Source organism: Mycobacterium kyorinense (assembly GCF_002101735.1).
GTDB classification, from domain to species: domain Bacteria; phylum Actinomycetota; class Actinomycetes; order Mycobacteriales; family Mycobacteriaceae; genus Mycobacterium; species Mycobacterium kyorinense.
On the sequence record NZ_LQPE01000166.1, the window covers coordinates 25897 to 38668 of the forward strand.

The 12772-nt window shown below is 66.7% G+C and carries 11 protein-coding genes; 3 read left to right on the forward strand and 8 right to left on the reverse strand.

Annotated features, from left to right (window positions below; genetic code table 11):
* Positions 1–108: 108 nt before the first annotated feature.
* On the reverse strand, positions 109–1800 hold the full coding sequence (locus AWC14_RS24965; protein WP_045373173.1) for an MmpA family trehalose lipid delivery protein: 1692 nt from the start codon (positions 1798–1800) through the stop codon (positions 109–111).
* Between the two features lie 26 nt (positions 1801–1826).
* Positions 1827–3074: a cell envelope lipid trafficking protein PgfA gene (gene pgfA, locus AWC14_RS24970; protein ID WP_158089928.1), complete on the reverse strand. Its 1248-nt coding sequence runs from the start codon at positions 3072–3074 to the stop codon at positions 1827–1829.
* Between the two features lie 175 nt (positions 3075–3249).
* On the opposite strand from pgfA, the gene AWC14_RS24975 reads away from it, so the two are divergent.
* A complete protein-coding gene (locus AWC14_RS24975; RefSeq protein ID WP_235215774.1) occupies positions 3250–4347 on the forward strand; it encodes an acyltransferase family protein in 1098 nt (365 codons plus the stop codon).
* Here the strand turns inward: AWC14_RS24975 and AWC14_RS24980 are convergent.
* Genes AWC14_RS24980 through AWC14_RS25000 form a run of 5 tightly spaced genes read right to left on the reverse strand, consistent with a single transcriptional unit; the run spans position 4313 to position 9640 of the window.
* Positions 4313–5767, reverse strand: coding sequence for an AMP-binding protein (locus AWC14_RS24980; RefSeq protein WP_045373112.1), 1455 nt, complete (start codon positions 5765–5767; stop codon positions 4313–4315). The genes AWC14_RS24975 and AWC14_RS24980 overlap by 35 nt on opposite strands.
* Complete coding sequence (locus AWC14_RS24985) at positions 5760–6740, reverse strand: phosphotriesterase family protein (protein ID WP_045373113.1); 981 nt, start codon at positions 6738–6740, stop codon at positions 5760–5762. Before AWC14_RS24985 ends, AWC14_RS24980 begins: the two co-directional genes overlap by 8 nt.
* Positions 6741–6765: 25 nt before the next feature.
* Positions 6766–7773 carry a Gfo/Idh/MocA family protein gene (locus tag AWC14_RS24990; protein WP_045373116.1) on the reverse strand — a complete coding sequence of 336 codons (1008 nt, stop codon included), beginning with the start codon at positions 7771–7773 and terminating at the stop codon, positions 6766–6768.
* A complete protein-coding gene (locus tag AWC14_RS24995) occupies positions 7770–8852 on the reverse strand; it encodes a Gfo/Idh/MocA family protein (RefSeq protein WP_268811683.1) in 1083 nt (360 codons plus the stop codon). Before AWC14_RS24995 ends, AWC14_RS24990 begins: the two co-directional genes overlap by 4 nt.
* Positions 8849–9640, reverse strand: a complete 792-nt coding sequence (locus AWC14_RS25000) for a class I SAM-dependent methyltransferase (protein ID WP_045373119.1) — start codon at positions 9638–9640, stop codon at positions 8849–8851. Before AWC14_RS25000 ends, AWC14_RS24995 begins: the two co-directional genes overlap by 4 nt.
* 76 nt (positions 9641–9716) lie before the next feature.
* Here AWC14_RS25000 and AWC14_RS25005 point away from each other — a divergent pair, with 76 nt between their 5' ends.
* Both AWC14_RS25005 and AWC14_RS25010 read left to right on the forward strand, forming a co-directional pair.
* On the forward strand, positions 9717–10394 hold the full coding sequence (locus tag AWC14_RS25005; RefSeq protein ID WP_045373122.1) for a TetR/AcrR family transcriptional regulator: 678 nt from the start codon (positions 9717–9719) through the stop codon (positions 10392–10394).
* On the forward strand, positions 10391–11329 hold the full coding sequence (locus AWC14_RS25010) for a R2-like ligand-binding oxidase (RefSeq protein ID WP_045373125.1): 939 nt from the start codon (positions 10391–10393) through the stop codon (positions 11327–11329). Before AWC14_RS25005 ends, AWC14_RS25010 begins: the two co-directional genes overlap by 4 nt.
* A 57-nt stretch (positions 11330–11386) precedes the next feature.
* On the opposite strand, the gene AWC14_RS25015 is transcribed toward AWC14_RS25010, so the two are convergent.
* Positions 11387–12760, reverse strand: a complete 1374-nt coding sequence (locus tag AWC14_RS25015) for an NADP-dependent succinic semialdehyde dehydrogenase (RefSeq protein ID WP_045373128.1) — start codon at positions 12758–12760, stop codon at positions 11387–11389.
* Positions 12761–12772 lie beyond the last annotated feature (12 nt).

The following is a 12772-nucleotide window of genomic DNA, read 5'->3' on the forward strand; positions in this document are numbered from 1 at the left end:
CTGGTGCGCTCAGTGAGAGCTTGCAGTGGAGGCATACTTCAGAAGCGAAGCAGCACAATAGGATTCATACCTGCCCGCAGGGGGTGTGTTAGCAACACGTCAGCTTTGTCAGTTAGCTCTGCTGGCCTGCCGGCGCCATCCCGCAACCGCCGTCCCGACCCCACCTGCAACAAGCATCGCCAGCCACACGAAATGTGCGACGAGCACCGCCACCCGCCGGTCGGCGGGCGCACGAAAACTCTCGCCGCCAACTCGGTACAACTCCAGATCCGGCCCGCGATAGACCGCTGGCAGCCGCTTGAAAGTGCTTGCTGCCGAGCCTATCTCACCGGGCGTGTCCTCCTCGACAACCAGCCACGCCACCCCGGCGCGGGCCAGCTCACCGGGCTCGGTGCCCGTTAGCAGCAGCTGTTGCACCGCACGGGCCCGGCTGCCCTCGCCCGGAACGGTCACCCCGGAAATGGTCAAGTCGCCGGTGGTCAACACGTCGACGCGCACCCAGCGGGGCAGCGGATCGAGCACGGGCGCCGGGCCCGACCAGGAGAAGCGGCGCATGCTGCCCGCCGGCAACACCGCCACGGTCCCGGGGTGGTCGTTGATCGCCGCCGCGACGACGCGCCAGCCGGGCGGATAGTGCACCGGCCCCAGCTTGCCCCAGACACCCCAGGCCAGGTCGGGCAGCGTGAACAACAATGCGGCACAACAGGTCAGCGCCATCGCCGCCGGATGCACCCAACGGCGCAACGTCAGCACCGAACCCCCCGCCGCCAACGCATACCCGGGGATCGCCGGCGCCACCCACTTCTGCCCGTCGCGCAGCACACCGAGGCCGGGCGCGACGTCGACCACCGCACGCAGCAGCTGCAGCCCCGGGCCGGTGGCCAGCGCGGCGGGCACCAGCACCGACACCACTGCCAACGCCAGCAGCGGAACCGCCGCCGGTCGGCGCACCGCCACCGGCACGCCGGTCACCACCACCCCAAGCAACACAACCGCCGAAACCAGAGCGAAAAGCGTTGCGCGCGTGGGCGGAACCGCCTCACCGTTCCAGATACCGCCCAGGCCGGCCAGGCTGCCCAGCGTGCCCAGGCCCGGCTCGGCGCGCGGCGCGAACGCGGTAATCGCGGCACCCTGCTGTGCCGGCAGCGCCGAGCCCAGCGCCGTCGCCGTCAGCCACGGCAACGCCGCCACCACCGCGCCCGCCAGGGTCGCCAGAGCGCAGAGCCAACGCGGGCGCCCCGCGCCCGGCGCCGCCACACAGACCAGTGCCACCGTCGCAGCCAGCATCAGCCCGGTCGGCGTCAGCCCTGCCAGCGCGATCCAGAACGCCAGCCCGAAGAACGGCGCCCATCCGCCCGCTGACCGCAGCGCCAGCATCGTCGTTGCCACCCAGGGCAGACAGCCGTAGCCCACCAGCAGGCTCCAATGTCCCTGCAGCAACCGCTCGCCGACGTACGGATTCCAGATCGCCAGTGTGATCGCCACGAACTGGCCACTCGCCCCGGAGTCGGGCAGCGCCGCCGCCACCAGCCGGGCCGCACCCCAGCCGGCCAGCCACAGCCCCACGACCAGCAGCGCCTTGACTACGACACCGCCGTCAACGACCTGCGACGCCACTGCCACCGCGAAATCCTGCGGCGTTGCCCGCGGCGCCTGCTCGGACAGACCAAGAGCGCTGTCGGACAGATAAGACCGCGGCGTGGACACCGCGTCGCGCAGTAGCAGATAACCCGGCCCCAGCAACCGACCGGCCACCAGCAGCGCCAGCGCCAGCGCGTACCCGGGACGGGACCACCGCAGAACCCAGCGGCCGATCCCGGTCAAGGTTAGGGCCGGTCGGGCGGACCGGACTCGGGTGGCGCCGTCGGCGGCGGACCGGCGTCTCTCTGTAGGTCGGCGGGCGGCGTGGGCAGCTTCTCGGTCTCGGCCTCGGCCCCGGGCACCGGCTCGGCGGGCGGCGCGCCGCGGCCGAAGAAGCCGTGGTCGGCGGTGTCCAGACCGGGGTCGAGCAACGCCGCCTCGGTCCGCAGGCTGAACGACCCCAGCAGCACCCCACTGATCAACGCGATCAACCCGGCGGCGGTGAAGGTGATCGGCAGCACCCGCGACCACAGCGCCAGCCGGTCGCGCTCGTTGCGGGCAGCATTGACCTGCGCTTCGATGGTCTCTTCGTTGGTGGTGACCTTGTAGTCGGCCAGTGCCACCTCGGGTTTCAGCGGGTCGCGGGCGAAGTAGTGGTTCGCGTGCTCTTCTTCCTTGACGATCGTGCCCGACTCGGGGTCCACCCAGAAGGTCTTCTGCGCCGCGTAATAGCGGGTCATGGTGATCTTCTCGTCCGGGTTGTCGCTGGGGACGTCCCACATCGCGGCCGTGGCCGTGGCCTTGCTGTCCTCGTCGTTGGCGTACAACGACGGGTACTTGACCGGGTCGACCAGCTTGCCGTCGTCGTCGTAACCGACGTTCTGGGTGAACTTGTAGGTGGTCAGGCCGTTGACGTCTTCTTCGGCGCTGTAGTTGGCGTCAAACGCCTTCTGCGCAATCGGGTCGAAGTAGGAATACGTCCGCTTTTCGGTGTGGAACGGGAACCGGTAGGACAGCCCGTCGTGCGGCAGCGCGATGTTCGTCGGCGGGTTGTCGTCGTTGATCGTGCGCGGCTTTTGCACGGCGCCGCCGGGATGGGTCTCGTCGGAGACCGCCATCGCCGTCTTGCGGTTGAGGGTGACGGTGTCGACCAAGGCCAGCAGCAGGCCGGTGTCCTTCTGCTTGTCGGTGCGCCGAACCGAGGTGCCCACCTGGAAGGTGACGACGTCGGCGTTGGCGGGCGACTCGACGCTGATCTGCTGCTGGGATACCAGCGGCACGTCCTTGTCGACGACGAAGTGGTCACCCGACAGCGACGCCGGGTCCAGCGCGGTACCGCTGCCGTCACTGATCAAGGTGGTGTCCAGGTTCAGCGGAATCTTGGTGATCCTGCTGTCGGTATATGTCCAGAGCAGCAGCGCGGCGATGAGCAGGGCGGCCCCGAGCCCCATGATTCCGCATGCGGCGATCCGCAACATGACTGCTCGGTTCACCCGCGTCCTCCTTCTGGTCCAAGAACCTCGGACCAAAGCCAAAACTCGTTTGACCCTAACAGCAAAATTTAAGGTCCCGGCTTTAGTCCCGCACCGCAGCGTGGGCACACTGTCTTCCGTGACCGATACCGCCCAGGTGGGTGGAACCCGCAGCTTCCTGCCCGCCGTGGAAGGCATGCGGGCGTGCGCGGCCATCGGCGTCGTCGTGACCCACGTCGCGTTCCAGACCGGGCACTCCAGCGGCGTCGACGGCCGGCTGTTCGGCCGTTTCGACCTGGCGGTTGCGGTCTTCTTCGCGTTGTCGGGGTTCCTGCTGTGGCGCGGGCACGCCGGGGCGGCCCGTGGCCTGGGACCCCGCCCGTCGACCGGCCACTATCTGCGCTCGCGGGTGGTGCGAATCATGCCGGCCTATGTGGTGGCCGTCGTGGTGATCCTGACCCTGCTGCCCGACGCCGAGCACGCCAGCCTGACCGTCTGGCTGGCGAACCTTTCCCTGACCCAGGTCTATGTGCCGTTGACCCTCACCGCGGGACTCACCCAGATGTGGAGCCTGTCGGTGGAGGTCACCTTTTATTTGGCGTTGCCGATCCTCGCGCTGCTGGCCGCTCGGTTGCCGGTCCGCGCGCGGGTGCCGGTGATTGCCGCACTGGGGATCGCCAGCTGGTTCTGGGGCTGGATTCCGTTCCACGCGCCGTCCGGGCTCAACCCACTGAACTGGCCGCCGGCGTTTTTCTCCTGGTTCGCCGCCGGCATGTTGCTCGCGGAGTGGGTGTACAGCCCGATCGGGTTGCCGCATCGGCTGGCGCGACGCCGCGTGCTGATGGCCGTCGTCGCGGTGGGCACCTATCTGGTGGCCGCCTCGCCACTGGCCGGCCCGGCCGGGTTGACGCCCAGCACCGCCGGGCAGTTCGCGGTGAAGACCGCCATGGGTTCTCTGCTGGCGGCCGCGCTGGTGGCGCCGCTGGTCCTGGACCGCCCCGACACCCCGCACCGGGTCTTGGGCAGCGCGCCGATGGTGACGCTGGGCCGCTGGTCCTACGGCATCTTCATCTGGCACCTGGCGGCGCTGACCATGGTGTTCCCGGTGATCGGCGAGTTCTCGTTCCGCGGCCACATGCCCGAGGTGTTGGTGTTGACGCTGATCTTCGCCATCGCGATCGCGGCCGTGAGCTACGCGCTGGTCGAGGCGCCGTGCCGGGAAGCTTTGCGGCAGTGGGAGATCCGCAGGCGCGAGGCGGTCATCCGGCGCCAAGAGGACGCAATCGCGCCATGACCTCGGCGCGCACCGCTGAGCGCCGCGCCTTGCCGGCGTCGTCGCGTAACGGGGTGTCTACGAACTCGACGTGCCGCGGCACTTTGTAGGCCGCAATGCGTTCTACCAGAAACGCGCGGACCGCCTCCTCGTCGAGAGTCTCCGCTTGAACCAGCGCGTAGGGCACCTGGCCGAGATCGTCGTCGGGTACGCCAACTACCAAGCAGGACAACACATCCGGGTGCGCCGACAGCGCGTTCTCGATCTCGGCCGGATAGACGTTGCGGCCGCCGACGGTGAACATGTCGACCCGCCGATCCGATAGGTACAAAAACCCGTCTTCGTCGAAGTAGCCCAGATCGCCCAGCGAATCCCACCCGTCGCGGCTCTTGGCGGTGACGCCGACGTAGCGGTACGTCGGTGCGGTGCCGGGGCTGGGCCGCATGTAGATCTCGCCGACCACGCCGGGCGGGCACTCCTGGCCGTCGTCGTCGAGCACCTTCATCTCACCGGCGACCACGACGCCTACCGAGCCGCGGTGGGTCAGCCATTGGTCGCCCGAGATGAACGTCAGCGCTTGAAGTTCGGTGCCGCCGTAGAGCTCCCAGATCTTTTCGGGACCCAGCAACTCGATCCATGCTTGTTTGATCGCGGGCGGGCACGGCGCGCCCAAGTGCCAGAACCGCCGGATCGACGACAGGTCGTAGGCATCCGGGTTGGCGCGATAGACCGGTAGCAGGCGCTGCATGATGGTCGGCACCGTGGTCAGGAACGTGACGTGATGTTCGGTGACCAGCCGCAGGAATTCGTGCGGGTCGAACCTGGGCATCAGCACCAGGTGGTGGCGCATCAGCAGGCCGATCACCGCGGTGGTGAAGCCGGTGTTGTGGGTCAGCGGCACCGAGATCAGGTTGACGTCGCCCTCTTGCGCGCCCAGGGGATAGCCGATCTCGGGCGGGATCCGACTGTCGCCGCCGGCTTCGATGAGCTTGGGCCGCCCGGTGCTGCCGCCGGAGGCCATCGACTTCCAGCACGGCGATACGGCCTCGGGCAGCGGATCATCGGACGTATCTGGAGTGAATCCTGCTGGCACACTGGGGATTCCGGGATGCTGGCGGCCCACCAGTAGGGCGCGCGGCCGTAGCTCGAGGATGCCTTCGAATTCGGCGTCCGGCAGCCGCGGTGAGAGCGGCTGGGGCACGGCGCCCAGCTTCCAGCACGCGACCGTGGCCTGCACCCACTCGATCGAATTCGGCAAGACGATCGTCACGTAGTCGCCGACGCCGACACCGAGCTCCGCGTACGCACGGGCGAGCCGGTTGGTCGACTTGTCGAGTTCGTCGCGGGTGATCGTGCGCCCGTCGCAGGTGACGGCGGGTTCGTCGGGGGCGAGCCGGGCCAGGGCCGAGATCTGGCTGCCGATCGGCGGGACCTCACTCATAGCCGCCCTGCCGTTCGAAGATCCGCCGCGGGTTGTCCACCAGCATCGTGTGCAGCTGCTCGTCGGTGACGCCGCGGTCCTTCAGCGCCGGGATCACGTCGTTGTGGATGTGCAGGTAGTGCCAATTGGGTGCGACGACCGGCATCAGCTCTGCGGGCAGCGCGTCGAAGTAGCAGTTGGCGTCGTGGGAGAGCACCATCTGGTCGGCGTGCCCGCGTTCGCACATCCGCGCCACCGTGTTCACCCGATCTTCGAACGGCAGGATCACGTCGATGCCGAAGCGGTCCATGCCGAGGTAGGAGCCGGCGGCGATCAGCTCTTCTAGGTAGCCGATGTCGGTGCTGTCGCCGGAATGACCGATCACTACCCGGGAGAGGTCGACGCCTTCCTCTTCGAAGATGCGTTGCTGCTCGAGCCCGCGGCGCAGACCGGCGTGAGTATGCGTGGAAATCGGCACCCCGGTGCGTTTGTGCGCCTGGGCGACGGCTCGCAGCACCCGCTCCACGCCGGGGGTGATGCCGGGTTCGTCGGTGGCGCACTTGAGGATTGCCGCCTTGATACCGGTGTCGGCGATGCCCTCTTCGATGTCGCGGACGAACATGTCGGTCATGATCTCCGGACCGTCCAACTGCGTGCCCGGCCCTTGGAAGTGGAAGCGGAACGGCACGTCGTTGTAGGTGTACAACCCGGTCGCGACGACGATGTTGAGGTCGGTTTGGGCGGCGACGCGCGCGATGCGCGGGATGTAGCGGCCCAGCCCGACGACGGTCAGGTCGACGATGGTGTCCACGCCCGCGGCCTTGAGTTCGTTGAGCCGCTTGACGGCGTCAGCCTCGCGTTGGGCCTCGTCGCCCCAATCCTCGGGATAGTTCTGCATGATCTCGGTGGTCATGATGAACACGTGCTCGTGCATCAGCGTGACGCCGAGGTCGGCGGTATCGATCGGTCCGCGTGCGGTATTCAGTTGCGACATGGGGCCGATGCTAAGGCTCCGGCGGCTACCGCGGCAGCCGTTTCCCGCTGCGTGGCGACTCCTGCCGAACCGGTTGTGGTCGACCGCTAGCCAGTGAAGCCAGGGCGGCATCGATGACGACGTTGGTGGCATACCCGTCGTAGCTCGAGGCTCCGGTGAATGATCCGGCGGTCATTCCGGCCAACCACGCAGCGTCCTGCGAGCGATAGGCCTGGTGGAAACGTTGCATCCAGGCCTCGGGCAGCGCGCCGTCGCCATCGGCAGTGCTGTCGGTTGGTGCGGGGGAGGGGAGGGTGAGTACCCCGGCGCTTCCGACTATGTCGCAGCCGATGTCGTATTCCAGCCCCGGCCCACGGCCGAGCTCCATGATGCCAAGCACACCCGACCGCGAGGTCAGCGTGAGGACGACAAACACAGTCGATCCGTCGCCACTGGTCTTGGCGATGGCGGAAACCTCGCCGATGTCCTCACCGCACAGCCAGCGGAACACGTCGATGTCGTGGGACGCAGAGCTCGTGATGAGCTGTTGCTCGTCAAAGGTGATGACTGCCAGCGGATTACGGTGGCGTTGGGTGATCAAAACCGATTCGCCGATGCGGCGGGACTGCAGCGCGCGGTGGATCTCCTGGTAGGTGGCGTCGTAGCGGCGCATGTAGCCGACCTGCACCAGTCGGCGGCCAGTAGCCAGTTCGGCGTTGACCAATTGCAACGACTGGTCGGCTGACGTAGTGAGGGGCTTCTCACAGAGCACGAACAGACCACGGGCGATGCACGCATCGACGATTTCGTAATGGGCCTCGTCAGCGGTCGCCACTACGACCCCATCGACGTCGGCGTTGTTCACGCAGTCCACCGGGTCGTGGAAAACCTCGGCAGTCGGCACGTGAAAAGCGGCGCGTTCGGCGAACGGAACGTGGCTGTCGGCTAGCGCGGTGATCTGCGCCTGCGGTTGCAGGCTCGCAAAGATCGCCAGGTGTTCCATCCCCATGTTGCCCAACCCAATCAGGGCGAGCCGCACCGGCGCGGTGCTCACGGCGTGCCCGTCGACAGTTCGACGTCCGCCCAGGCGCCGCTGCACACCGAGGCGGCTACTGCGGCGTGAATCCTGGCGGCCCGCAAGCCATCTGCGAACATTGGCAGGCCATCGGGCGCGGCGCCGGTGCGGATGGCCTCGTACACGTCGGCGACAAACAAGTTGAAGCACTCCTGGTATCCCTGCGGATGTCCGGCCGGCAGCACGGAATAACGCGCGCTGCGCGGATCGAGCGCATCTCCGTCGCGTGATAATACGGTGTTCGCGTGCAGCCCGCCGATGATGAGCTCATCGGGGTGTTCCTGGTCGAACTGCACCGAGGTCTCACGACTATCGAAAGAGAAGGACAATTGGTTTTTTCGGCCCGGTGAGGCCTGGCTGACAACGACGCTTCCGATCGCCCCTCGGTCGGTGCGAAACGCGACCACCGCACCGTCGTCTTGGCGGGCACCGCTGCGCGGTACGGAGGCTTCCGTCGCGACGACAGCGCTGATGCGATGACCGGTGACAAACTCCATCAGGTCACACCAATGCGAACCGATGTCGGCGAAGGTCATCGAAACACCGCTTTGTGTCGGGTCGGATCGCCAGCCCTGCGGGTCTGCTCTGGCCATATGGTCTTGCACATAGCCGCCGTGCATGAGCCACACGGCTGCATCGGCGATCCGGCAACGAGCTTCCCGCACCATCGGGTAGAAGCGGTAAATTAACGACACGGCCGCAACGGTGCGGGCGGCATTGGCGGCGTCGACCAGGGCGGCAGCATCGGAAACTGTTGTGGCCAAGGGCTTTTCACAAATAACGTGCTTTCCTGCTGCCAGCGCTGCGGTGGCCTGCACGACGTGCAGATTGTTCGGTGAGCAGATGTGCACGACGTCGACGTCGTCAGCGCTGAGGATTTCTTCTGCTGTGGCTGCGCGTTCGGCCCCGAGGCGCTGCGCGGAGCGTTGACTGTTTTCCGGCGTGCTGCCACAGATCGCCACGAGGTCTCCGCCGGCTCGACGGACCGCGTGAGCATGCACCGAGCCGACCATGCCGGCGCCGATGATCGCGCTGCGTGGTGGATCTGGCTGGCTCACCGCTGGTGGCTTTTGGCGGAGGGTCTACCGGGCTTGCGGACCTCTATTAGTACTCGTGAGCTGTGGGTGACGAAGGCTCCTTCGGCTTCAATCTGTTGGTGCATTCTGAATAACTTGTCGCGGTATTTGGCGACTGTGAATCCAGGAACAACCCAAATCACCTTGCGCAGGAAATAGATCACGGCGCCGACGTCGAAGAACTCGAGCTGTATCTGCTCATGTCGCAGGTCCACCACTTCCAGTCCGGCTGCCGCGACCTCGGTGCTGACCGTATCCGGGTTCAATTGCCCACGGATCCGCGCCACAGGCTGTGGTCCCATGAAGTACTCAATCAGTTTACGCAGGTAGATAACGCCCACATGCTGGGCGAAAAAGGTGCCGCCAGGCCGGAGCACTCGAGCGATCTCGTCCCACCACACGGCCGACGGATGTCGACTGGTCACCAGATCGAAGGCGGCGTCCGCGAACGGAAGTGGCGGCTCGTCACCGGTGGCGACCACGACCACCCCCAGCGGATGGAGTAGCTGGGTGGCCAATGCGATATTCGGCGGCCACGGCTCCGTCGCAGCCATCGTCGGAGGAAAAGGACCCGCCCCGGCTAACACCTCACCGCCGCCGGTATAGATGTCGAGCGCAGATGACACCTCCGCCAAGCGAGCCCGCAGCAGCCGCTGGTACCCCCACGACGGGCGCTCCTCAGTAGCCCGTCCCTCCAGCCAGGAGAAGTCCCAGCCCGCGACCGACACCGAATCGGCCTCTGCCACAAGCTCGTCGAACGCCCGTTCCACCCGAGCATCATCGCACCTTGAAGGGTGAGCCGCGTCACACTAGAATGACCAGTGGTCATCGACCTGAGGAGGACCGATGCCGACGGTGACGTGGGCTCGTGTCGATCCGTCTCGGCGCGCAGCCGTGATAGAAGCCGCCGAGGCGGAATTCGGCGCGCACGGGTTTTCCCGCGGCAGTCTCAACGTCATCGCCCGGCGCGCCGGCGTCGCCAAAGGCAGCCTGTTCCAATACTTCGCCGACAAGCGCGACCTCTACGCATTCATCGCCGACGTCGGCAGCCAGCGAGTGCGCTCCTACATGGAAGACCGCATCCGCGAACTCGACCCGAGCAGACCGTTTTTCGAGTTTCTCACCGACCTGCTCGACGACTGGGTCGCCTACTTCGCCGACCATCCCCGGGAACGTTCGCTGCATGCCGCCGCGAGCCTGGAAGTCGACACCGACGCCCGCGTCAGTGTGCGGACCGTCATCCACCGGCACTACTTGGAAGTGCTCAGGCCGCTGGTGCGCGACGCTCAAGTCCGTGGCGACCTGCGGGCCGATGCGGACACCGATGCGTTGCTGTCGTTGCTGTTGATGATCTTTCCGCATCTAGCGCTGGCGCCCTACGTGCGAGGCATGGATCCGATCCTCGGGCTCGACGAGCCCACGCCCGAGCAGCCGGCGCTGGCGGTGCGGCGCCTGGTCGCGGTCTTGGCGGCAGCCTTCTCCTCGCTGCCACACACCACCCTGAAGGAGGTCCAAACCCCATGACACGGACACGATACGGCTCGCTGGCCGCAGGCGGACTCAACTGGGATAGCTTGCCGCTCAAGCTCTTTGCCGGGGGCAACGCGAAATTCTGGGACCCGGCCGATATCGACTTCTCCCGCGACCGCGCGGATTGGGAGAAGCTCTCGGACCGCGAACGCGACTACGCCACCCGGCTGTGCGCCGAATTCATCGCCGGCGAGGAAGCGGTCACCAAGGACATCCAGCCCTTCATGGACGCGATGCGCGCCGAAGGCCGATTGGGCGACGAAATGTATCTGACCCAGTTCGCTTTCGAGGAAGCCAAACATGTGTCGGTCTTTCGGCGGTGGCTCGACGCCGTCGGGATCACCGCCGACCTGCACAGCTACTTCGACGACCTGCCGGCCTATCGGCAAATGTTCAACGAGGAACTTCCGGCATCGCTCGACGCGCTATCCGACGATCCCTCGCCGGCGGCGCAAGTCCGGGCGTCGGTCACCTACAACCACATCGTCGAGGGCATGTTGGCGCTGACCGGCTACTACGCCTGGCACAAGATCTGCGTCGAACGCGGCATTCTGCCCGGGATGCAGGCGCTGGTTCGGCATATCGGTGACGACGAGCGGCGCCACATGGCGTGGGGCACGTTCACCTGCCGCCGCCACGTCGCCGCCGACGACGCCAACTGGACGGTGTTCGAAACGCGGATGAACGAGCTGATGCCGCTGGCGCTGAAGCTCACCGAAGAGGGGTTTGCGCTGTATGCCCCCGACATCCCGTTCGGCCTGTCGACCGAGGAGTTCCTCGCCTACGCCAGCGACAAGGGCATGCGGCGGTTCGGGACGATCAGCAGCGCTCGCGGCAGGCCGGTCGAGGAGATCGACGTCGACTACTCGCCGCTGCAACTGGAGGACACCTTCGCCGACGAGGACGAGAAGGCGCTGGCATCGGTCTGATGTCGGCGAGTTCGGCGCGGTTTTCGTCGCTGAGCGATGGTTATCGCGCCGAAATCGCTAGCCGACCCACACCGTTTTGGCGTTGCAGAATTCCCGGATCCCGTGCCCCGACAGCTCACGGCCATACCCGGAACGCTTGATCCCGCCGAACGGCAGCTCGGGGTAGGACACCGTCATCCCGTTGATGAAGACCTGCCCGGCCTCGATGTCGTCGACGAAACGGCTGATCTCTGACTCGTCGCGGGTCCACGCGTTGGACCCCAGCCCGAAGGTGGTGGCGTTGGCGATCTCGATCGCCTCGTCGATGTCCGCTACGCGGTACACCGAGGCGACGGGACCGAATACCTCCTCGTAGAAGATCGGCATGTCGCGGGTGATGTCGGTGATCACCGTCGGCGGGTAGAACCAGCCCGGCCCGTCGACTCGCTTTCCGCCGCAACGGATTACCGCACCTGCGGCGGCCGCTTCGTCGACCAGCTTCTCGACGTCGGCGCGGCCGGACTCGGTGGCCAGCGGACCGACGTCGGTGTCCGGGTCCGTCGGGTCGCCCAGCCGTAAAGCGGCCATCTTCTCGACGAACTTGTCCACGAAGTCGTCGTAGACGTCGGTGTGCACGATGAACCGTTTGGCCGCGATGCAGGATTGTCCGTTGTTCTGTACCCGCGCGGTGACCGCAGTGGACGCCGCCGCGTCGAGGTCGGCCGACGGCATCACGATGAACGGGTCGCTGCCGCCGAGTTCGAGCACCGTGGGTTTGATCTCGTCGCCGGCGATGGCCCCGACCGATTGGCCGGCCGGTTCGCTACCGGTCAGCGTCGCCGCCGCCACCCGCGGATCACGCAGGATCTCCTCGACCGCACTCGACGGGACCAGCAGCGTCTGGAAACAACCGTCCGGGAAGCCGCCGCGACGGATGACGTCGGAGAGATACAACGCGGTCTGCGGCACGTTCGACGCGTGCTTCAGGATGCCGACGTTGCCAGCCATCAGGGCCGGAGCGGCGAACCGGACCGCCTGCCACAACGGGAAGTTCCACGGCATGACGGCCAGCACGACGCCCAGCGGCTGGTAGCGGGTGTACGCCTTGGACGCGCCGACTGCCTTACCGTCGGCCGGCTCGTCGGCGAGGAGCTGCTCGGCGTGTTCGGCGTAGTAGCGAAAACCCTTGGCGCACTTGAGCACTTCTGCCTTTGCCGACGCCAGCGTCTTGCCCATCTCCAGGGTCATCATCGCAGCGACCTGGTCGGCTTCGGCCTCCAGCAGGTCCGCGGTCGCGTTGGTCCACTCGGCACGCTGAGCGTAGCTGGTGCGACGGTAGTCGGCGAATCGCTCGTGCGCGCGGGCGATCACGGCTTCGATTTCCTCTGACGTGGCCGGGGTGAAGGTCTTGACCGTCTCTCCGGTGGCCGGGTTGATCGTGGCGATGGACACAGTGACATCCTC